The organism is Massilia sp. LMS1-1-1.1, assembly GCF_040815535.1.
GTDB lineage: Bacteria > Pseudomonadota > Gammaproteobacteria > Burkholderiales > Burkholderiaceae_D > Janthinobacterium > Janthinobacterium aestuarii.
Window position 1 is genome coordinate 1,310,913 of the sequence record NZ_JBFPNG010000001.1, and the last position, 21,882, is coordinate 1,332,794.

General features: G+C 62.8%; 22 protein-coding genes. 5 read left to right on the forward strand and 17 right to left on the reverse strand.

Annotated features, from left to right (window positions below; translation table 11 throughout):
* Positions 1-2 precede the first annotated feature (2 nt).
* From MRBLMS1_RS06110 to MRBLMS1_RS06130, 5 genes are all read left to right on the forward strand, one after another.
* Entirely contained in the window at positions 3-1,064 is a 1,062-nt protein-coding gene (locus tag MRBLMS1_RS06110) for an AI-2E family transporter (protein WP_139089956.1), read from the forward strand.
* 128 nt (positions 1,065-1,192) lie between these two features.
* On the forward strand, positions 1,193-1,894 hold the full coding sequence (locus MRBLMS1_RS06115) for a hypothetical protein (protein ID WP_485878381.1): 702 nt from the start codon (positions 1,193-1,195) through the stop codon (positions 1,892-1,894).
* 279 nt (positions 1,895-2,173) lie between these two features.
* Positions 2,174-2,632 carry a hypothetical protein gene (locus MRBLMS1_RS06120; protein WP_485878382.1) on the forward strand — a complete coding sequence of 153 codons (459 nt, stop codon included), beginning with the start codon at positions 2,174-2,176 and terminating at the stop codon, positions 2,630-2,632.
* A 61-nt stretch (positions 2,633-2,693) separates the two neighbouring features.
* Entirely contained in the window at positions 2,694-4,127 is a 1,434-nt protein-coding gene (locus MRBLMS1_RS06125) for a Dyp-type peroxidase (protein WP_485878384.1), read from the forward strand.
* 115 nt (positions 4,128-4,242) lie between these two features.
* Positions 4,243-4,902 carry a glutathione S-transferase family protein gene (locus MRBLMS1_RS06130; RefSeq protein WP_485878386.1) on the forward strand — a complete coding sequence of 220 codons (660 nt, stop codon included), beginning with the start codon at positions 4,243-4,245 and terminating at the stop codon, positions 4,900-4,902.
* 6 nt (positions 4,903-4,908) lie between these two features.
* On the opposite strand, the gene MRBLMS1_RS06135 is transcribed toward MRBLMS1_RS06130, so the two are convergent.
* The 17 genes from MRBLMS1_RS06135 to pilW all read right to left on the reverse strand — a co-directional run bounded on the left by MRBLMS1_RS06135 (position 4,909) and on the right by pilW (position 21,880).
* Positions 4,909-5,214: an NIPSNAP family protein gene (locus tag MRBLMS1_RS06135; RefSeq protein WP_034752016.1), complete on the reverse strand. Its 306-nt coding sequence runs from the start codon at positions 5,212-5,214 to the stop codon at positions 4,909-4,911.
* Positions 5,211-6,137 carry a WD40 repeat domain-containing protein gene (locus MRBLMS1_RS06140; protein WP_485878388.1) on the reverse strand — a complete coding sequence of 309 codons (927 nt, stop codon included), beginning with the start codon at positions 6,135-6,137 and terminating at the stop codon, positions 5,211-5,213. The genes MRBLMS1_RS06135 and MRBLMS1_RS06140 overlap by 4 nt, the downstream gene beginning before the upstream one ends.
* Positions 6,134-6,643 (reverse strand): GNAT family N-acetyltransferase, encoded by a 510-nt coding sequence (locus tag MRBLMS1_RS06145; protein ID WP_314607684.1) that lies wholly within the window; start codon positions 6,641-6,643, stop codon positions 6,134-6,136. Before MRBLMS1_RS06145 ends, MRBLMS1_RS06140 begins: the two co-directional genes overlap by 4 nt.
* Positions 6,644-6,708: 65 nt before the next feature.
* Positions 6,709-7,254, reverse strand: coding sequence for a phosphoribosyltransferase (locus MRBLMS1_RS06150; RefSeq protein WP_034752020.1), 546 nt, complete (start codon positions 7,252-7,254; stop codon positions 6,709-6,711).
* 66 nt (positions 7,255-7,320) lie between these two features.
* Entirely contained in the window at positions 7,321-8,634 is a 1,314-nt protein-coding gene (locus MRBLMS1_RS06155; RefSeq protein ID WP_034752021.1) for an adenylosuccinate synthase, read from the reverse strand.
* A 3-nt stretch (positions 8,635-8,637) separates the two neighbouring features.
* Positions 8,638-9,798, reverse strand: a complete 1,161-nt coding sequence (locus MRBLMS1_RS06160; RefSeq protein ID WP_034752022.1) for an ATP phosphoribosyltransferase regulatory subunit — start codon at positions 9,796-9,798, stop codon at positions 8,638-8,640.
* A 270-nt stretch (positions 9,799-10,068) separates the two neighbouring features.
* On the reverse strand, positions 10,069-10,956 hold the full coding sequence (hflC, locus tag MRBLMS1_RS06165) for a protease modulator HflC (protein WP_101482164.1): 888 nt from the start codon (positions 10,954-10,956) through the stop codon (positions 10,069-10,071).
* Positions 10,956-12,239 (reverse strand): FtsH protease activity modulator HflK, encoded by a 1,284-nt coding sequence (hflK, locus tag MRBLMS1_RS06170; RefSeq protein ID WP_128142408.1) that lies wholly within the window; start codon positions 12,237-12,239, stop codon positions 10,956-10,958. The genes hflC and hflK overlap by 1 nt, the downstream gene beginning before the upstream one ends.
* Positions 12,240-12,241: 2 nt before the next feature.
* Positions 12,242-13,465, reverse strand: coding sequence for a GTPase HflX (hflX, locus tag MRBLMS1_RS06175; RefSeq protein ID WP_128142407.1), 1,224 nt, complete (start codon positions 13,463-13,465; stop codon positions 12,242-12,244).
* Positions 13,466-13,579: 114 nt separating this feature from the next.
* Positions 13,580-13,816 carry an RNA chaperone Hfq gene (gene hfq, locus MRBLMS1_RS06180; protein ID WP_008450615.1) on the reverse strand — a complete coding sequence of 79 codons (237 nt, stop codon included), beginning with the start codon at positions 13,814-13,816 and terminating at the stop codon, positions 13,580-13,582.
* A gap of 241 nt (positions 13,817-14,057) precedes the next feature.
* Positions 14,058-15,404 carry a ribosome biogenesis GTPase Der gene (der, locus tag MRBLMS1_RS06185; RefSeq protein ID WP_070221915.1) on the reverse strand — a complete coding sequence of 449 codons (1,347 nt, stop codon included), beginning with the start codon at positions 15,402-15,404 and terminating at the stop codon, positions 14,058-14,060.
* 4 nt (positions 15,405-15,408) lie between these two features.
* On the reverse strand, positions 15,409-16,554 hold the full coding sequence (bamB, locus tag MRBLMS1_RS06190; RefSeq protein WP_128142406.1) for an outer membrane protein assembly factor BamB: 1,146 nt from the start codon (positions 16,552-16,554) through the stop codon (positions 15,409-15,411).
* 85 nt (positions 16,555-16,639) lie between these two features.
* Complete coding sequence (locus tag MRBLMS1_RS06195) at positions 16,640-17,308, reverse strand: YfgM family protein (protein ID WP_128142405.1); 669 nt, start codon at positions 17,306-17,308, stop codon at positions 16,640-16,642.
* 54 nt (positions 17,309-17,362) lie between these two features.
* Complete coding sequence (gene hisS, locus MRBLMS1_RS06200; RefSeq protein WP_485878394.1) at positions 17,363-18,724, reverse strand: histidine--tRNA ligase; 1,362 nt, start codon at positions 18,722-18,724, stop codon at positions 17,363-17,365.
* 66 nt (positions 18,725-18,790) lie between these two features.
* The gene (gene ispG / locus MRBLMS1_RS06205) at positions 18,791-20,065 is read right to left on the reverse strand and encodes a flavodoxin-dependent (E)-4-hydroxy-3-methylbut-2-enyl-diphosphate synthase (protein WP_485878396.1); all 1,275 of its coding nucleotides are present in this window, start codon (positions 20,063-20,065) and stop codon (positions 18,791-18,793) included.
* 38 nt (positions 20,066-20,103) lie between these two features.
* The gene (locus tag MRBLMS1_RS06210) at positions 20,104-21,078 is read right to left on the reverse strand and encodes a helix-turn-helix domain-containing protein (protein ID WP_139089964.1); all 975 of its coding nucleotides are present in this window, start codon (positions 21,076-21,078) and stop codon (positions 20,104-20,106) included.
* Between the two features lie 13 nt (positions 21,079-21,091).
* Complete coding sequence (gene pilW / locus MRBLMS1_RS06215; protein WP_485878398.1) at positions 21,092-21,880, reverse strand: type IV pilus biogenesis/stability protein PilW; 789 nt, start codon at positions 21,878-21,880, stop codon at positions 21,092-21,094.
* Positions 21,881-21,882 lie beyond the last annotated feature (2 nt).

Consider the following 21,882-nt stretch of genomic DNA (forward strand, 5'->3'; position numbering starts at 1 on the left):
CCATGCATACCCTCACGCTGCACCAGAAAGTGTTCCTGCTCCTCTTGAGCATCGTCACCATCGGCTTCGGCTGGATACTGGCGCCGTATGCGGGCGCCATCTTCTGGGGCGTCATCCTGGCGATCCTGTTCGCGCCCGTGTACCGCTGGCTGCTGCTGAAAACCAAGGGACGCGCCGGTCTGGCGTCGCTGCTGACCTTGCTGCTGATCATCGTCATCGTGATCCTGCCGCTGTCGCTCATTTCCGTATCGCTCGTGAACCAGGCGGCCAGCGTCGTGGAAATGGTGCGTTCGGGCGAATTCACGGTCGCCATGTTCTTCAATAAAATCATGGCCGTGCTGCCGCAATGGCTGATCAATTTGCTCGACCGCTTCAACCTGACCAGCCTGGCCAGCATGCAGGACAAGCTGGCCGAGGGCGCCACGCAGGTGAGCCAGGTGGTGGCGGTGAAAGCCATCAACGTGGGCCTGTACACTTTCGAATTCCTCACCAGCCTGTGCATCATGCTGTACCTGCTGTTTTTCCTCATGCGCGATGGCTCGACCCTGTCGGCCCGCATCAAGGGCGCAGTGCCGCTGAGCCGCAAGTACAAGCAGCGCCTGTTCACCAATTTCACCACGGTGATCCGCGCCACGGTAAAGGGCAACATCCTCGTGGCGATCGCCCAGGGCGCCCTCGGCGGCCTGGCGTTCTGGTTCCTCGACGTGCCGGCGCCCCTGCTGTGGGCCGTGCTGATGGCCTTCCTGTCGCTGCTGCCGGCCGTCGGCGCCGCCCTCGTCTGGGCACCCGTGGCCGTCTACTTCCTGGCCACGGGCGCCATCTGGCAAGGCGCGGGCCTGGCCGCCTTCGGCGTCTTCGTCATCGGCCTGGTCGACAACGTGCTGCGCCCCATCCTGGTGGGCAAGGACACCAAGATGCCCGACTACGTGGTGCTGCTGTCCACCGTGGGCGGCATGGCCCTGTTTGGCCTGAACGGCTTCGTCATCGGCCCCGTGGTCGCGGCCCTGTTCATCGCCTCGTGGGACCTGTTCGTCTCGGCCAGCGAATTCCAGGCCGAGGATTAATGGCTTGACAAAATCATCACACAGGCGCATTTTTCAGTACCCTGGGGAGCGCAATCCGCGCTCTGCCCGAAACCTGTTTACAGCACTGTTGCAAATTTACATACTGGTGCCACCTTCATCACGCAAGCATGGAACAGATGCCTATCGACCCTGCACGACAGGAGCATGATTTTTCTCTCGGCCGGCGTCCCCGGGGCCCGTACGTCGCCGCGATTATCGTGCTGCACCTGGCGCTGTTCTGGGCCGCCACGCGGCCCGTACACATGAAAGTCGAGCACGATGACCGGGTCTGGCTCCAACTGATGCCGCCACTGCCGCCAATAAGGGCGATCATTCCACCCACCGAGCCCGATCCGGCGCCGGCACGTCCGCCAGCCCTTCCATCCAGGGCGGCAAGCGTATCGCCACCGAAGGAGGCGGCGGCATCACAAGACTACGCCGCGCCGTCAGAATCTGTGCCGGCAGAACCCAAAGCCTCCCCCCTCACCCTGGCGCAACAGGCGCTGCAGGCAGCCGGCACCATCGACCGCCAGCTGCGCGCCGAGCATCCGCAGGAATTCGTGGCGCCGCCCGATACCCCGCAGACGCGCCTGGCAAAGGGGTTTGCGGAAGCGCATGCGGCGGTCAAGCCAAAGTGGTTCGAAGCGGCCCGCATCGAGCTGTTCAGCGCGCCGAACGACCCCAAGCGCATCTACCGCGTCATCACGGCAACTGGCGAATACTGCATCTATTTACCGGACAAAGGCAGCATGTCGCTGAACCTCAGCGCGCGATCCGGCTACGCCGGTTTCGGCGAAGGGACTGCGGCGCCTTGCCCCATCCGGTTTTGACGGCGGGGCAGTGCAGCCGCCTCAAATAAATCCTGCGGATCCCGGCGCTGCCAACGACGCCACTTGCGCTTGCAGAATCAGGCAAGAACCGCCTGGCGGCAGAGTGTCCATGGGCACCGGATAGTCCCGGCAACTATCCACATGAGACCACATTTCATAGCAACTATCATGTTGCAATAGTATACATTTAGCAACAAATGCAAAAATATAGTTTTTGACGCAGCAGGAGCCGCGGCGTAGTGTCGGTCGTCCCGACAACCACGTAATGAGGAGCCTTCCATGGCAAATCCACTGTGCTTAATGATGCCGGTACTGCCCGGCACCAATCCGATCTCCATCGCCGCAGCATTGCAGGAATACCAGACGAAGATCAATACCGCCCTCACCGATATCGGTACCGTGCACTTTGCCCGCTTCGTCCTGTTTGACCGCTCGCAGGCCAATCTCTTGCCCAACATTGGCAAGACGGGCACTTCCGATACCCTGATCATCGGCGTGATCACCGAGTATGACGGCAGTTTCAATGGCTACATCGAGGATTTCGTGGCCCAGCTGGGCGAGGTATTCGACGCGCTGCTGCAGTTTGTCGTGGGCGGCAAGGCGCTGATGCCCGTTGCCAACCATGTGGCCGCATTCGAAGCCTTCATCACCGCCAACGACGCCGCGCAGCACGTGCCCAACACGGGCCTGTATAACGCCTATCCGCAGACCGTCCAGCAAATCCTCGCTTCCGTCTAAAGAAAACGCCACGCCGGGGCTGCGCAAGCGGCCCCACCACCCCAGCCCCCGGAGAGACAGCATGGCCGATCCCACCATCGATTACGACGACGTGCAAGGCACGATCCTGCGCGGCTACCGCGTCAACCTGGCGCGCCATTTCATCTTCAGCATCACGGATGCGGCGCAGGCGCGGCGCACTATCGCGGCCCTGCTCGACGGCAGCGACGGGCTGCCGGCCATTACCACCGCGCGCCATATCCACCCCAAGCCGCCCTGCTTCCTGAACCTCAGCTTTACCGCTCCCGGCCTGTCGGCTCTGGGGATAACCGCGGCCGAGCTGGCCACCTTTGACCAGGCATTTCAACGGGGTGCGGCCGATCCGGCCAGCGTCGCCGCCGTGGGCGACGTGGGCGACAGTGCCCCCGAACACTGGCTCGGCAACCTGGGGCCGGCCACCACAGCCGGCCAGGTGCATGCGATGCTGAGCCTGTGGGTCAGCGAATCGGAGGAAGTGCTGCAGGCAACGTCGGCCAAGCTGCGTGGCGCCTTTGCCGCCGGCTGGCATGAACTGTATGCGCACGATGGCGTGGCCCTGCCAGGCAACCGCGTGCATTTCGGCTACCGCGACAACATCGCCCAGCCCGACGTCGATGGCGCCCCGCCGCGCAAGCACGAACGCGCATACGACCCGGACCCGCTCAACAGCGTCAAGACGGGCGAATTCCTGCTCGGCTATCCGAATGAAAACGGCGGCACCTACCAGGTGCAGCCGCCGCAACTGTCCACCAATGGCAGCTATGCCGCCTTCCGCATCCTGGAGCAGGACGTGCCCCTGTTCGACAGTATTCTGAGCCAGGGCGCGGCCAGTTCCGGGCTCAGTACCGAGATGGTGGCCGCGAAGATGTGCGGGCGCTGGCGCAACGGCAATCCGCTCGTGCTCAGCCCGGACGAACCGGGTCTCGTGCTGCCGGACGCCAGCCTGAACCACTTTCACTATGTCGATGCGCAGCCGGAACGGGACGACACGCTGGGCCTGAAATGCCCGGTCGGCGCGCATATCCGGCGCAACAATCCGCGCGACGAAGGCGTCGTGGGCACCTCGGCCCGCCACCACCGCATCGTGCGGCGCGCCATGCCCTACGGCAGCGAATACGATCCGGTGACACCCATCGCAGAGCAGCGGGGATTGGTCGGCTATTTCATCAACGCCAACCTGCGCAATCAGTTCGAATTCCTGATGCAGCAATGGAACGATGACGCTACCTTCGTCAAATCGGCCGTCGGCCCGGCCGGTCCCGAGGCGGGCAACGCCACGCTCAACATCAGCGGCCAGGACGTGTTCCTGGGAATCAACGACCCGAGCGTCAGTTCCTTCACCTTGCCCGGCGTGGGCGCCAAGGGCAGCGGCAATACGAAACTGCAGCATTTCTCGCGCAGCGTCATCACGCGCGGCGGCGTGTATTGCTTCTTCCCCAGCATCACGGGATTGCGCTACCTGGCAAACCTGAGTTAGGCGGCGGGCGGGCCTCGGATGCAAGCGGAACGGCCCGGACCGCTTGCATTGATCCTGTCATTACACTATCGTTGCCACACGCGCGTGTTGCCAACCTTGCACAGGAGATCCCACCGTGTCGCTGATACTCTACGGCCATCCCTTTTCCTCGTACACGCAAAAGGTGCTCATCGCCCTGTACGAAAACGCCATACCGTTCGATTTCCGCTGCCTGGCGCCGGACATGCCCCGGCACTTGCAGCAATGGCTGGAGCGCTGGCCGCTGCGCAAATTCCCGCTGCTGGTGGACGGCGAGCGCAACGTCGCCGAGACCAGCATCATCATCGAATACCTGCAACTGGCCCATCCGGGCCCCCTGCGCCTGCTGCCGGACGACGCCATGCAGGCGCTGGACGTGCGTTTTCTCGACCGCTATTTCGACCTGCATGTCATGACACCGGTGCAGCATGCCGTCGGTGCAGCCTTGAGCGGCAACCCGGCGAAGACCGAGGAAGGCCGCGCGTTTGCCGGCGACAAGCTGGATCTCGCCTACGCCTGGCTGGAAACCCATCTGGCCGGCAAGACGTGGGCCGCCGGCGACCACTTTACGCTGGCCGACTGCGCCGCCGCGCCCTCGCTGTTCTATGCGGACTGGACGCAGCCGATTCCCGCGGCGCTGCCCCTGCTGCGCGCCTACCGCGCGCGCCTGCTGGCCCGCCCGTCGTTCGCCCGCGCGGTGGAAGAGGCACGCCCATACCGCCACCTCTTCCCCCTGGGCGCGCCGCAGCGCGATTGACCTTGTTCAGGCAAACACGGGCCGGAAAAAACTGCGCTCATAGCTGACGATGCAGCGCGTCTCCTCGGCGTAACGGAAGGCGGCCTGGCATTCGGCGTCCTGCATCGAGTCGCTGCGGTACTGCTCATACAAGGCCAGGCTGGGGAACGAGAACATGGCCAGCGCCACATTGCTGGCGCCTTCCGATGGCAAAAAATAACCGTGGTGCTGGCCGCCGAAGCGTTCGACCAGCGGTATCCACAGCTTGCCGTAGGCTTCGAATTCCCGCAATTTGTAGGGGTCGATGATGTAACGCAGGTAGCAGGTAATCATGTATTTTCCTTGTGAACGTTCAGATCCATCAGCATGCCAGATTCCCAGGAACCGATGGCGGCCAATGGCGAGCCAGGCAAAAAGTCCAGCGCGCAGGGATACGCAAAATCTTCCTGCGCCAGGACGCCGAGCCCCGGCCAGGCGTAGAACAGCAGCTTGCCCTTGCCGATGCGTCCCAGCGCGCTGCCGTCGGGCAGCCAGCGCAAGGCGTCGCCCGTGCCGGCGCCCGCTTCCACGGGCGCCGTGGCCAGCAGACGGCCATCATCCATCGCATGCACGGACAGATACTCGTCGCCGCCCGCGTAATGCAGCACGGCCAGGCGCTCGCCATCGGGCGATGGGGCGCACGACGCCAGCTTGGGCAGCGACAGCACCACGCGCCCGCCTCCCGCTTGCAATGGCCAGTCCCACACGCTGCAGTAGTCGGGCAGCTGCACCTGCCCTTCCTCCACCGACTTGATGCCATGCAGGACCAGCAAACGCCGCCCGCCATCGATGGCGTAGATTGCGCGCAGCATTTCGCCAGGGTGCTCGTGCATGAACAGCACTTCGCCCGTCTGCGCGTCGCGCACGCGCAGGCGGCCATCCCAGCCACCGTCGGCAAGATATTGGCCGCACGGCGACCATGCGGGACCGCAGCCTTCGCCATCCTTTTTGTTCTGAAAGTTCAGCAGCACCTGGCCCGCCTGCGCATCCACCACGGCCTGCTGGCCCGTCGTGCTCTTGATGGCCAGCCGGCTGCCATCAGGCGAGAACGCCATGCTGGAACAATGGGCGATGAACTTTCCGCGCCACAGTTTCTGGCGTGCCGCCACGTCCCACAGGACCAGGTCGCGCCCCAGCACGGCCAGGCGCGCGCCATCGGGCGAAAACCGCACGCCGTAGGCGCAGCCCAGCTTCAAGGACTTCGGCCTTGCCGTCATGGGCGCGCCAGGCGGTACACGACGCTATCGATATCGTAATGGCGTTCCATGCCCGCGTATTGCATGCCCAGGCGCGTCATGACCTTGATCGAGGCCGCGTTGTCCGGGTGCGCCACGGCCACCACTTCGGGCGCGCCGACGACGTCGAACGCATGCGCGACGATGGCGGCCGCCGCTTCGCTGGCATAGCCCTGGCCCCAGCCCGTGCGGGCCAGACGCCAGCCGATTTCGTGCGGCTTGCTCTTGTCGCCATCGAGATGCTGCAGGCAGGCCATGCCCACCATCTCGCCATCATCGAGGCGTATCAGCGCCCACCACGAATAGCCCCACTCGGCCCAGCGGCCCGTGACGCGCTTGACGGCGGCGCGCGTGTCTTCTTCCTTCTCGGGCTGGCCCGCGTTCAGGTAGGTCATCACCTCGGGATCGGTGTTGAGCGTGCGCATGCGCTCGTAATGGTTTTCCGTGATCGGTTCCAGGCGCAGGCGCGCCGTCGTCAGTATGGTCATCGCATTTCCTTGGACGAAAAAAAAGACGATACACGATCGTCTTTTTTTTGCAAGCGCGCACGCAATTACTTGCCTGCTTCGCCCTTCTTGATCCACGCCGCCAGTTGGTGCGGACGCAGGCCGTCGTAGTCTTCGAACGGCTGGTGGATCCACGGGTTGTGCGGCAGCTCGTCGAGGAAGTAGTCGGGACGCACGACGGAGCAGCCCTTCAGCCAGATCACGGCCGATTTGACTTCGGTCACGTCAGGGAAGTTTTCCTTCAGGTGACGCGTGACCTTGTCCAAGGTGACGCCCGAATCGGCCAGGTCGTCGACCAGCAGGATGCGGCCGGCCAGCGGGCCCTTGGTCATGGTCATGTACTTGGCGATATCGAGGTCGCCGCGCACCGTGCCCGCGTCTTCGCGGTAGGAGCTGGTCGACAGGATAGCCAGTGGCAAATCAAAAATGCGCGAGAACACGTCGCCGGGACGCACGCCGCCGCGCGCCAGGCACAATACCTGGTCGAATTTCCAGCCCGATTCGTAAACCTTGAGCGCCAGGCGCTCGATCAGGCGGTGGTATTCTTCCCAGTTGACCCAGAGGTGTTGATCGTTCGATTGTGGGGTAGTCATGATAGTGGAATCTTATTATTAGCGTGATTAAAAAAATCCGCCTTGCGGCGGATTGTGTCCAGCAGCTTATTCAAATGGGTGACGCAGCACGATCGTTTCTTCACGATCCGGACCGGTCGAAACCATGTCCACCGGTACGCCGACCAGTTCTTCGATACGCTTGATGTAAGCGCGCGCCGTTGCCGGCAGCGCCGCCAGCGATTTCGCGCCGACCGTGCTTTCCGTCCAGCCTGGCATCTCTTCGTACACCGGTACGCAACGGGCGGCTTCTTCGGCGCCCGATGGGAAGATGTCCGTGGCCACGCCGTCGATGGTGTAGCCCGTGCACAGTTTCAGCGTTTCGATACCGTCCAGCACATCCAGCTTGGTCAGGCACATGCCCGTCACGCCGTTGATCTGCACGGAGCGGCGCAGCAAGGCGGCGTCGAACCAGCCGCAGCGGCGGGCGCGGCCCGTCACGGTGCCGAATTCATGGCCGACTTGCGCCAGGTGGTGGCCGACGCCCGCATCCGTTGGCAGTTCCGAAGGGAACGGGCCGGAACCGACGCGCGTCGTGTAAGCCTTGGTGATGCCCATGATGTAGTGCAGCATGCCAGGACCCACGCCCGAACCGGCGGCGGCATTGCCGGCCACGCAGTTCGACGAAGTGACGAACGGGTAGGTGCCGTGGTCGACGTCGAGCAGGGAACCCTGCGCGCCTTCGAACAGCAGGTTCGCGCCGGCCTTGTGCGCCTTGTACAGCGCGCTCGACACGTCGGTCACCATCGGACGCAGACGCGGCACATAGGCCAGCGCGTCGTCGAGGGTCTTCTGATAGTCGACCTTCGGCGCCTTCAGATAGTTTTCCAGCACGAAGTTGTGGTAATCGAGGTTTTCGGCCAGCTTTTCGGCAAAGCGCTTCTCGTTCAGCAGGTCGGCGATACGGATCGCGCGGCGCGCCACTTTGTCTTCATAGGCCGGGCCGATGCCCTTGCCGGTGGTGCCGATCTTCGCATCGCCACGCTTGGCTTCACGAGCCAGGTCGATCGCGGTGTGGTAAGGCAGGATCACGGGCGCAGCGTCCGACACTTTCAGGCGCGAAGCGACTTCGACGCCGACAGCTTCGAGCTTGTCGATTTCGCGCAGCACGTCCGGCACGGAAACGACCACGCCGTTACCGATGTAGCAGGCGACGCCTGGACGCATGATGCCCGAAGGGATCAGCTGCAGCGCGGTTTTGACGCCGCCGATGACCAGCGTGTGGCCTGCATTGTGGCCGCCCTGGAAGCGCACCACACCCTGGGCGTGATCGGTCAACCAATCGACGATCTTGCCTTTACCTTCATCGCCCCATTGGGTGCCGATGACAACGACGTTCTTTGCCATAATTTTCTTTGACATCACTTAACCTAAGTTTTTAAGAATCCAGCTACTACCATTATCGGCAAGTACCAGCACGCGATCGCACTCGAACTCGTCTTGTTCATTACTGTGACCCGGCATACTCTGGATCACGACCTCGCCCGCCTTGCGCAACTCGGCGATTTTTTCCTTCAATTCTGGCGCGCTGCCCCACGGCGCGCGGATCGAATGCTTCCGTTCCGCGGTCGGCAACAGGCGCGCCAGTTCGCGCAAATCGAGCGAGAAGCCGGTCGCGGGACGTGCCCGGCCGAACGCTTCGCCGACGTGGTCATAACGGCCGCCGCGCGCAACCGCGTTCGGCAAGCCAGGTACATACAGCGCAAACATCGCGCCACTTTCATATTGGTAGCCGCGCAGGTCGGCCAGGTCGATCGCCACTTCGGCGCGGCCCAGGGCAGATCCTGCCAGCGCGGCCAGTTCGGCCAGCGCTTTCAGCACGCCCGGCAGCGGCGGCAGCACTTCGCGCGCACGCGCCAGCACGTCGATGTCGCCATACAGATTCGGCAAGGCCAGCAGCGCATCGCGCGTGACGGCATCGTAGGATGCCGTCAGGGCGCGCAGGCCCGGCGCATCTTTCGCGCGCAGCAAGGCGTACAGCGCAGCTTCGTCCCGCTCGGCGGCGGCGTCTTGCGCAATGATAGCGCGCAACAGGCCGACGTGCGACAAATCCAGGCGGACGCTATCGAAACCGGCCAGTGCCAGCGAAGCGAGCGCCAGTTCCTGGATCTCGGCATCGGCTTCCAGGCCGGCGTGGCCATAGATTTCGGCGCCGATCTGCAGCGGTTCGCGGGTGGCGTGCAAGCCCGACGGACGGGTATGCAGCACGCTGCCGGCGTAGCACAGGCGGGTCACGGTGGCACGGTTCAGCAGATGGGCGTCGATGCGCGCCACTTGCGTCGTCATGTCGGCGCGCAGGCCGAGCATGCGGCCCGACAGCTGGTCGACCAGTTTGAACGTGCGCAGGTCGGTATCCTTGCCAGCGCCGGTCATCAGCGATTCCAGATACTCGAGCAGCGGCGGCATCACCAGTTCATATCCGTACAGACGGAAATTATCCAGCATGAGGCGGCGCAGCTCTTCGATCTTGCGCGCTTCCGACGGCAGAACATCGGCAATATTTTCGGGCAAAAGCCAATTCGGCATGAGGGAGCGAGATACGGAAGAAAGTTGAAAAATGCATCATGCGAGGCAGCGGCGGGCGCGCCAGGCAAGAGGCCGAACCTGATATTTTACGCGAAAACACGGGCCTTTAGGGATAAGTTGTCCGAAACGCTGCCGCACAGCCTTAAAAACAGGGAATTTTACGCCTTCCCGCAACAGCCTGACAGGCACAAAAAAACGGGGCCGGCATCGATGCCGGCCCCGCTGCTGCCGCCACCCGTCCTTGCGAACGGGGGCAGTGTCGATGCTGCCTTACTTCTTGGACGGAGCGGCCGTGCCGTTACCCTTGAAGTACTTGAAGAATTCCGAACTCGGATCGACCACCATCACGTCGCCCTTGTCCTTGAACGTGGCGCGGTAGGCTTCCAGGCTGCGATAGAACTTGTAGAACTCCGGATTCTTGCCAAACGCTTCCGCGTAGATCTGCGATGCCTTGGCGTCGCCCTCGCCGCGGATCTTCTCGGCTTCGCGGTACGCTTCTGCCAGGATCACCGTGCGCTGCTTGTCGGCGTCGGCGCGGATTTTCTCGGAGTCGGCCGAGCCGGTCGAACGCAGCTCATTGGCCACGCGCACGCGCTCGGACTTCATGCGCTCGTACACGGAGTTGTTGATCTGCTCGACGTAGTCGACGCGCTTCAGGCGCACGTCGACGATTTCCACGCCGATGGCCTTCGCTTCAGCCGAGACCTTCGCCAGGATCGCTTCCATCACCTTGCCGCGCTGGCCCGAGATCACTTCGCGCACGGTGCGCTTGGTGATTTCATCGTTCAGCGCCGCCTTGACGATTTGCGACATGCGGTTGCGGGCCGGTTTTTCATCGCCACCGAAGCTGCGGAAATACAGGCGCGGATCGGCGATGCGCCATTTCACGTAGGCGTCGACGAGGATGTTCTTCTTCTCGGCCGTGATGAAGCGTTCCGGTTCCGGCGTATCCAGGGTCAGGATGCGCTTGTCCAGGTACAGCACGTTCTGGAACGGCGGCGGCAGCTTGAAGTACAGGCCCGGCGTGCTGATGACTTCCTTGACTTCGCCGAGGGCGAAGACGACCGCATACTTACGCTGGTCGACCACGAACACGGTCGAGGACAAGAGCATGATCGCGATAAAGCCCGCGATCAGGGCGGCTACGATACGGTTCATTAGCGGCTCTCCCGTTCACGCGAAGAGCGGCTGTCGCGGCGCTGATTGACTTCTACTGTCGGCATGGCTTCCTGTGGCAAAACGGTGTTGGCTGCGGGCGTCGCGGCAGCACGGGCGGCAGCGTCGGTGGCAGCCGTCTGGGCGATCAGCTTGTCGAGCGGCAGGTACAGCAGATTGCTGCCCGTCTTCGCGTCGACCATGACCTTGCTGGCACTGCTGAACACTTGCTGCATCGTTTCCAGGTACATGCGGTCGCGCGTGACGACTGGCGCCTTCTGGTACTCGACCAGCACCTGCTTGAAGCGCGAAGCATTGCCTGCCGCGTTCTCGGTCACCATCGCGCTGTACGCTGCGGCTTCCTCCATCAGGCGGAAAGCGGCACCGCGGGCTTTTGGAATGACGTCGTTGGCGTAAGCCTGGCCTTCATTCTTCTGGCGTTCGCGGTCCTGGCCTGCCTTGACGGCATCGTCGAAAGCGGCTTGCACCTGCTCCGGCGGCTGCACGGCCTGCATCGTCACGTTGGTGATGACGGCGCCGACCTTGTAGCGGTCGAGAATCTGCTGCATCAGCTGCTGCGTATCGTACGCCACCTTTTCGCGGCCCTCGTACAGCACGAAGTCCATCTTGCTGCGGCCGACCACTTCGCGGATCGCCGTTTCGGCGACCTGGCGCAGGGTGTCTTCCTGGTCGCGCGTGTTGAACAGCCACGCCACGGGATCTTTCAGGGTGTACTGCACCGCGAACTGGATGTCGATGATGTTTTCATCGTCCGTCAGCATCAGCGATTCGCTGGCCTGCTTGTTGCGCAGCGACTGGCGGTAACCCACTTCCACCGTGCGCACTTGCGACACGTTGACGGTTTCGTCGGTCTGGAACGGGTACGGCCAGCGCCAGTTGAAACCGGCCGGCGTGGTGTGGCTGTACTTGCCGAACGTGAGCACGACGCCGTTCTGGCCCTCTTGCACGATGAACGCGCCGCTGGCGAGCCAGATGAAGACGGCGATCACGCCGACCACGCCGGCGGTGATGCCGGCGCCCTTCATGTCGGGACGCGGACCACCGCCACCGCCGTTGTTATTGCCGCCGTTGTCGGGACGGTTCTTCTGTCCGAAAAAGGCGTTCAGGCGCTGATTGAAATCGCGCCACAACTGATCGAGGTCCGGCGGACCTTCGCCGGGCTTTTTGCCTTCTTGGGCTTTCTTGCCGTCGTCCTTGCGATTGCCCCAGCGGGGATCGTTCAGGGACAACTTCAAGCCTGTTTTTTTGAGTAGGGAGACAAGCATAACTATCGTGTTCCGACTTGGGAGTGGGTGGAAATCCTATCGTCCTCGCCAGGCTCTTCGTCCTGGTCCGGGGCGGCGCCATCGTGCTGGTCGTACTGACCGTCAAACTGATCTTCCTGCGGTGCCTCGTCGTTCTGATACAGGTGGGCCGAACCGGGCGCCTTCCTGGCCATCTCGACGATCGCATCGCGCAGCAGGTCGAGCCCGCTGCCCTTCTGCGCACTGACGAACACGCGACTGATCGTAGCATATTCGTCGCGCTCCACCGAGGGCTCCAGCCCGGCCGCATCGATCTTGTTCCACACGAGGATCTGCGGAATATGATCGGCGCCGATCTCTTTCAAGACCAGGTTGACCTGCTCGATCTGCTCCATGCGCACCGGCGAGGCGGCGTCGACGACGTGCAGCAGCAAATCGGCATGGATGGTTTCTTCGAGCGTGGCGCGGAATGCGGCCACCAGCTGATGCGGCAATTCGCGCACGAAGCCGACCGTGTCGGAGATCACCACGTTGCCCACTTCCTGCCCCAGGTAAACCCGGCGCGAGGTGGTGTCGAGGGTGGCGAACAACTGGTCGGCGACATACACGCCGGCCTTGGTCACGGCATTGAACAGGGTCGACTTGCCGGCATTGGTATAGCCGACCAGGGACACCGAAAATGTGTGATTGCGGCCGCGTGCGCGGCGCTGCGTTTCGCGCTGCTTGTGCAGCTTTTCCAGACGCGCGCGCAAGGCCTTGACGCGCTCGCCGATCAGCCGGCGGTCGGTCTCGAGCTGCGTCTCGCCGGGACCGCGCAAGCCGATACCGCCCTTTTGCCGCTCAAGGTGGGTCCAGCCGCGGATCAGGCGCGTGGCCAGATGCTGCAGCTGGGCCAGCTCGACTTGCAGCTTGCCCTCGTGGCTCTTGGCGCGCTGCGCAAAGATGTCGAGGATCAGGCTGGTACGGTCGAGCACGCGCACATTCAGGCGCTTTTCCAGATTGCGCTGCTGGGCAGGCGAGAGGGCATGGTTGAAGATGACGATTTCCAGGCCATCGTTGACGACGACGTCGCCAATTTCATCGGCCTTGCCGCTGCCGACGAAATACGCGGAGTCGGGACTGGAACGCTTGGCCGTGATGGTGGAAATCGGGTCCGCGCCAGCCGAACGCGACAACAGCATGAGTTCCTCCATGCTGGCGGCGAAGTCGCTGTGACCGAAGTCAACTCCGACTAGTGCCGCGCGCATGATGGCATCTGATGAGTTGCGGCGGACGCCGACGCCGATGTAAACGCATCAGCGCCGCTGGCGCGGACGGGGGCGATGGACGGTGAAAGGCGCTGGGCCGTCAAGCTCAACGCTTTACTCCGCTTCAGATTCAATATTGAGATTGACGGCACGGGCCGGCACCACTGTCGAGATGGCATGCTTGTACACCATCTGTGTCACCGTATTGCGCAGCAATACGACATATTGATCGAACGATTCGATATGGCCCTGCAATTTAATGCCATTGACCAGATAGATCGAGACAGGAACATGCTCTTTGCGTAATGCATTGAGGAATGGGTCTTGTAACAGTTGCCCTTTGTTGCTCATAACAGCTCCGTTGTTTATGTTGTTGTGTAAGAATTGGAGGCGACTCGCTTGATTTCAAGTGCTCTCACACCTTTCAAAGAAAGAAAGATGCGTCATAGCTACTGTAACCTGTTTTCGCGATCGCTGTCGCGCATGGCGCATTAACACTTTATTATTTTCGTGCAAACAGCCATTAAATGACTGTCGGCGCCGCATTATCTCCGCGGCGCCTTAATATGCACTTAATTCAGCATTTAAAACATTACTTGCTTGGCGTGCGTGCAAACGGGTTTTTACCCGTACGCAATTCGATGCGCAGCGGCGTGCCGACCAGGGCAAACGTATCGCGGAAATGTTTTTCCAGATAGCGTTTGTACGGGTCGCCGACGGCGTCGAGCGCATTGCCGTGAATAACGATCACAGGCGGGTTCATGCCGCCCTGGTGCGCATAGCGCAGCTTGGGACGGATCGACCCCTTGCGGCGCGGCTCCTGCTTCTCCACGGCCTCGATCAGGGCGCGCGTCAGCTTCGGCGTCGACAGGTCGCACATGGCGGCCGCATACGCGGCGTTGAGCGACTTCATCAATGGACCGATGTTGGTGCCCTTCAGCGCCGAAATGAAATGCATCTGCGCGAACGACAGGAAATCGAGCTTGCGGTCGATGTCGATCTTGATCTCGTCGCGCTGATGCGATTGCAAGCCATCCCATTTATTCACGGCCACGACCAGCGCGCGGCCCGATTCCAGGATGAAGCCGGCGATATGCGCGTCTTGCTCGGAAATATCCTGCTGCGCGTCGAGCATCAGCACGACTACGTTGGCTTCGGAAATCGACTGCAGCGTTTTCACGACAGAGAATTTCTCGATCGCTTCAAACACCTTGCCGCGGCGGCGGATACCTGCCGTGTCGATCAAGGTGTATTGCTGGCCATCGCGCTCGAACGGGATTTCAATCGAATCGCGCGTCGTGCCCGGCATGTCGAAGGCGATCACGCGCTCTTCGCCCAGCAAGGTATTGATCAAGGTCGACTTGCCCACGTTCGGACGGCCGACGAGGGCGATCTTGATGCCGCGGTCGGTCTTTTCCAGCTCTTCAGGCTCATCCGGACGCTGCGCGAACGCCAGGTCCAGCATCACTTCGACGAGGTCGTTGACGCCGTCGCCGTGCGCCGACGAGATCGCGTACGGATCGCCCATGCCCAATTCATAGAATTCGGACACGACGGCCGTGTAGCGCATGCCTTCGCTTTTATTGACCACCAGCAAGACCGGACGGCCGCTCTTGCGCAGGAAGTCGACGATGGTCTTGTCATGCGGGGTCAGGCCTTGACGGCCGTCCACGATGAATACCACCACGTCGGCCTCGGCCACGGCCTGCTTGGTCTGCAGTGCCATCTGGTGCATGATGCCTTCCTTGGCGACGGGTTCGAAACCACCCGTATCGATGACCAGGAAGGGACGTTCGCCGACACGGCCTTCGCCATAGTGACGATCGCGCGTCAACCCAGGCAAATCCGCCACCAGCGCATCGCGCGAGCGGGTCAGACGATTGAATAAAGTCGATTTCCCAACATTGGGTCGACCTACTAGTGCAATTACCGGCTTCATTGTATTACTCGACCGCGAGAGCGGTCACTGTCCCTGATTGGGTTTGAAAAATCAAATTCGAACCGGCAACAACGGGAGCCGAAACAATCGGGCTACCGTCGGTGCTGACACGACCTATTAATGCGCCATCTTCCCGTGACAGGAAGTGGATATAACCTTGATAATCGCCGACGGCGACGCTGCGGCCGTAGGAGGCCGGTGTCGACAGGCGGCGGCGCGCCAGCGCCTCGTTCTTCCAGGCGCTCTGGCCGCCTTCGCGGCTGAATGCCAAGACGCCGCCCTGATCATCGGCAACAAACACGAAACGCTGGTCGACGGCCACGCCCACATCGGACGAGATCGGCTTGGTCCAGCGCGGCACGCCCGTGGCGGCGTCGAAACAGCCCGCCTTGCCCTGGTAGGTGACGGCGCACACTTCGCCTTCGAACACCACCGGCGCGCCGGCGATGTCGGAGACGCGTTCGAGTTCGGTAGCGCCGCGCGGTTCGCTGACGACGATCTCCCAGCGTACCACACCGGTGGCCGCCGTCAGTGCCAGCAGCTTGCCGCCAGGCTGGGCCACGTAGATGTTGGCGCCGCCCAGCACCATGCCCGGCGCATTGCGCAGGGTCAATGCCGGCGTGGCGCGCTGCACCGTCCACTTGCGCTCGCCCGTCTTGGCGTCGAAGCCGACGATGCGGTTGTCCACGCTGCGTACCACGACCACGCCTTGCCCCACGACGGGCGCCGTCAATACTTCGCTGGACGCCTGCGCCTTCCACAGCTGCTTGCCATCGGCGTCAAACGCCAGCACGGCACCCTTGGCGGCGCCAACGGCCACGACCGTGCCATCGCTGCCGGCGCTCGATGTGATATCGCTGCCGGCCTTGACGCGCCACGTTTCACGGCCGCTGGCCGCATCGAGGCGCGCCAGCGCGCCATCGGCGTTGACCACATACAGGCTGCTGCCGGCCAGCGCAGGCGTGAATGCGTACACGCCAGCCTTGCCGATCGAATACTTCCAGGCGTCGCGCACGGCGATGCTCGATTTTAACTCGACCAGCTTGGCCGGCTCGGTTTTCGGATCTTTCGAGGCGAACGGGTTCCAGGACGAGCAACCGGCCATCAGGGCCAACAGACTTGCAGCTACCAGCTTTTCAGTGACACGCATAAGTGTTATCCAACCTTTTTCTTGTACTTGTAAGGGCAAGGCAGGCGGCGCACAACGCCACCCGGCCCCGCCATCAGTGTTCCTGTCAGGCGGCGGCCTTGTCAGCCTTGGCCTTGTCTTCCGGTACCGTACCGCCGATCGCTTCCAGTTTGACCTGGATCAGCTGACGGCCTGGATTGTTCTTGTCCGTCGCGGCCAGAGCGGCCAGGTAAGCCGTGCGGGCATCGGCCAGCTTGTTTTGCGCTACGAGGATGTCGCCCTTGCGGTCGGCCACGGCGCCGGCAAACTGCGCCACGGAAGCCGTTGCCAGCACTTTCAGCGCTTCATCGTAGGCTTTTTCATCCAGTAAAACACCGGCCAGGCGCAGCTTGGCGATGGCCTTGTACTCTTCCGTGCCATGCTCGGCCACCCATTGCAGCTGGGTCTTGGACGTTTTCAGGTCGTTCGCGTCGAACGCCACCTTGGCCGCGGCCAGGGCGCTCATCTGCGCATATGCCGTGCCGCTGAAACGCGACTGCATGTCGCCGGCCGCGCGCATCACCTTGGCCGTGTCCTTGGCGGCGATGGCGTTTTGCAGTTCGTCGTACAGCTGGCCCGCTTGCGCAGCCTGCGTGCGCTGATAGTACTGCCAGCCAGCCCAGCCGCTGTAGCCTGCCAGCGCCACGATCAGGACCCAGGAGGTCAGATTGCCATTGCGCTGCCACCAGGCCTTGAGGGTTGCCAGTTGTTCTTGTTCTTCGTGATCGTATGCCATGGGTCGTCAGTTTTAATGAGTAGTTGATCGAGGGTAGAACGGTCTTGCTGCAAATCAGTGGTGGTGATGCACGTGGCCGCCAGGACCGTGGTCATGGCCGCAATCGTGGTCGCCGATGATCTGGTCCACCACGTAATCGACGACATCGTCGAACGGCACCGTGTTCTGCTGTGCGCCCGCATCGGCTTCGCGCATGGCTTTCACCGTCGCGACATGGTTGGCGATTTCATCGTCGCCCATGATCACGGCAAATGCCGCGCCGCTGGCGTCCGCCTTTTTCATTTGCGTCTTGAAGCTGCCGCCACCGTTGCTCGCTGCGCAATGTAGCACAACGTCCAGGCCCGCATCACGAATCCGCTCGGCCAGCACGAAAGCTTGCAAGCCTGCCTGCTCGCCCTGGTGCACCAGGTAGACGTCGCACTGGGCCGGCTGTTCCGGCTCGGCCGCATCTTTCATCAGCAGCACCAGGCGTTCGACGCCCATGCCGAAACCGACAGCGGGCGTCGATTTGCCGCCGAACATTTCCACCATGCCGTCATAGCGGCCACCGGCGCAGACCGTGCCTTGCGCGCCCAGCTTGTCGCTGACCCACTCGAACACCGTGCGGTTGTAGTAATCGAGGCCGCGCACCAGGCGTGGATTGATGATGAAGGGGATATTGTTATGGTTCAGAATCTTCTGCACGCCGTGGAAATGGGCCAGCGATTCCTCGCCCAGGTACTCGAGCAGCTTCGGCGCGCCATTGACCAGATCCTGCATGGCAGGATTCTTGGTATCCAAAATGCGCAGCGGATTGCTGTGCAGGCGGCGCTTGGCTTCTTCGTCGAGCAGTTCGCTGTGGCTTTCCAGGTAGGTGATCAGGTCGGCGCGGTGGCGCAGGCGCTCGGCCGCGTCGCCAATCGAGTTCAGTTCCAGGCGGATGCCTTCCAGGCCGAGGTCATCCCACAGGCGGCGGGTCATCATGATCAGCTCGGCGTCGATGTCCGGGCCCGTGAAGCCGATGGCTTCCGCGCCGAACTGGTGGAACTGGCGGTAGCGGCCCTTTTGCGGACGCTCGTGGCGGAACATCTGGCCCTTGTACCACAGGCGCTTCGGGCCTTCGTACACGAGGTTGTGCTCGACGACGGCGCGCACCACGCCAGCCGTGCCCTCAGGACGCAGGGTCAGGTTGTCGCCGTTCATCGAATCGGTGAACGAATACATTTCCTTTTCCACGATATCGGTCACGGCGCCGATGGCGCGCGCGAACAGCTTCGTTTCTTCCACGATCGGCGTGCGGATCTGCTGGAAGCCATAGCTTTGCAGCACGGATTGCGCCGTGTTTTCAAACAATTCCCACAGCGGGGCGTCAGCTGGCAAGATATCGTTCATGCCTTTGACGGCGGTGATTTTGTCGAGCTTTTTATTTTCGGACATAGTGTTCTTCTTTGCTTTAACTTGATTGTCGGATGACGCGCACAGCGCTAATCCGACCTACCTGACCTACGCCGTTGCCGTGGCGGCGGCGCCGTAATGGCTTTTAACATAATTGAGGACGATGTCCTGGAATTCCTCGACGATGCGTTCGCCGCGCAGGGTGACGACTTTTTCGCCGTCGACGAACACGGGCGCGGCCGGCGACTCGCCCGTGCCGGGCAGGCTGATGCCGATGTTCGCATGCTTCGATTCGCCGGGCCCGTTGACGATGCAGCCCATCACGGCCACGTTCATCGCTTCCACGCCCGGATACGATTTCTTCCACTCCGGCATCTGCTCGCGCAGATACGTCTGGATGTTGTCGGCCAGTTCCTGGAAGGTGGTCGACGTCGTGCGGCCGCAACCGGGACAAGCGATGACCATGGGAGCGAACTTGCGCAAGCCCATGGTTTGCAGGATTTCCTGGCCGACGATGACTTCGCGCGTGCGGTCGCCGCCCGGTTCGGGCGTGAGCGAAATGCGGATGGTGTCGCCGATGCCCTCTTGCAGCAGCACGGCCAGGGCCGCCGTCGAGGCGACGATGCCCTTGCTGCCCATGCCCGCTTCCGTCAGGCCCAGGTGCAGCGGATAGTCGCAGCGCTGCGCCAGTTCACGGTACACGGCAATCAGGTCCTGCACGCCCGACACCTTGCACGACAGGATGATCTTGTCGCGACCCAGACCCAGCTCTTCGGCGCGCACGGCGTTTTCAATCGCCGACGTCACCAGCGCTTCATACATGACGGCTTGCGCCGGCCATGGTTCGGCACGGCCCGCGTTCTCGTCCATGATGCGCGCCAGCAAGGCTTGATCGAGGCTGCCCCAGTTCACGCCGATGCGCACCGGCTTGTCGTAGCGGCAAGCCGCTTCGATCATCTGCGCAAATTGCGTGTCGCGCTTGGCGCCCTTGCCCACGTTGCCCGGATTGATGCGGTACTTCGACAGCGCGCGCGCGCAATCGGGGTAATCGTTGAGCAGGGTATGGCCGTTATAGTGAAAATCGCCGACCAGCGGCACGTCGATGTCCATCTTGTCGAGCTGCTCGCGGATGTAGGGCACGGCCGCAGCCGCTTCCGGACGGTCCACCGTCAGGCGCACCAGCTCCGAACCGGCACGCGCCAGTTCCTTGATCTGGATCGCCGTGCCGATGGCGTCGGCCGTATCCGTGTTCGTCATCGACTGCACCACCACGGGGGCGTCGCCGCCCACCCAGATCTGGCGCTGGCCGTGCGCGACCAGCACCTTGCGGCTGTCGCGCCGGCCGGATGGACCGGAGCCGATCGCTGTTTTCGAGGTAGCCATAATATTATCTTCTGAGTTTGCTTGAACGGTTACTGCACTTATTTGATGCTGACGCGCGAGATCGTGCCACCGGCAACGGTCGGCAGCTCCAGCTTGGCGCCGCGCAAGGTTGCCTGCACCACGCCAGGTTTGCCCACCACCAGGGTGGCCGGGCCCGTGATATCGAACGTTTCCGTGCTGCCCGCCTTGACCATGCGCGAAATCAGCGGCGTGCTGCCTGGGCGGCGGATTTCCACCCAGGAATCCTGCTCCACCTTCAGCACCAGCGCATTCGCGCCCACGGCAGGGGCAGCCACGGGCGGCGTGACGGCAGCCGTCGCGGCTGTCGCAGGGGCTGGCGCAGCAGCCAGCGGCACGGCGGCGGCCGGCGCCGAAGCGATGGCGGCAGCCGGAGCGCCCGTCTGCGTATCGTTGCCTGGCGGCGGCGGCACGGAAATCAGGGGCACGGACGGCGACTGCACGGGCGTCAAGTCCTGGCCCGGCTTGACCAGGGTCGTTTCCACGGGACCCACTTCCGCATGCGATGTTTCTTTCCCGGCCTGCGAGGACAGCAGGCTGGCCGGCACATAACCGAGTTTATACGCGCCAAAGGCGGCCGCCACGACGACGGCCACGGCACCGGCGATCCAGAGGGGAGTCTGGTTCGACGAGCGCTGCGTCATCGACGGGAAGCGCGATTCGGAAAACGTGGCGGAAATTTCGCGCCGCACGGGCGCGGCCGGGTCTTGCGCCGGCGCCGGGTGGACTTCGATCATGGCCACCAGCGGCGCCGCGTCGAGACGCACGACCTTGGCGTAGGCGCGCACGAAACCGCGCACGACGGCCAGATTCGGCAAGGCCGCCATGTCGCCCTCTTCCAGCGCGATCACCTGGCGCGGCGCCAGCTTGAGCTGGTCGGCCACCTGCTCCACCGGCCAGCCCAGCGCTTCGCGCTGCGCCTTCAACTGCGCGCCTGCCAACGCCAGATTGCCCTGGGGCTGCTGCTGAGGCGTTTCTGCCCACTCTGAATTCATTGGTATCCCTGTCTCACTCATCAAACGCCCCATTTTGATAAGCAGCATATTCGGGGGAGCCGGAATGGTGGTTGCGCAAATGCGCCCCCAGGCCAGCTTCCGCACCCGCATCCCCGAGCTTATGCTGCACCTTGATCCCGAGCCACAGCACATCGGCCGTCTGGCTCTCCATTGTTGCTATCTTGCCGAGCCGCTGCAAATAATAAGCCGCCTGCCGGTAGTCTTGCTGTTGGTAGTACACGCGCACCAGGCCGGCGTTCGTCACTGCCACGTCCGGTGCGATGCGTACGGCGCGCATCCAATACGCGCCCGCACGCGGGTAATCGTTCAGGGCCAAGCTGCAAGCGCCCCCATTGTTGAGCGCCTTTTCCGGCGATACATACGCCGCGTCCGCCAATGCCGCATCGAAATACGCCAGCGATTGCGCGGCGCGTCCCGTCTGGCACAAAAACAGGCCGTAATTATTGCTCAACTCAGGATTGTGGGGCGCAAGGCGCAAAGCGTAAAGGAAATCTTTCTCGGCAGATGCAGTTTGCCGCTGGGCCGCGAGGATCAGGGCGCGCACGCCATAGGCTTGCGCATCGTTCGGCGCCAGCTGCACGGCTTGCTGCGCTTCGGCCAGGGCCACGTCGAGCTGGCCTTGCGCATAGTACGCGCTGGCCAGCTGCAAGCGCAGCGCGGCACGTTCCGGCGCACCCGATTGCACGTCCCTGCCGACAGTCTGCGGCGCGGAAGAGGCACAGCCGACCAGCAGCACGGCCAGGCAAACAGCGGCCACAGCGAGCGAGCGTTGGTAAGCCATGC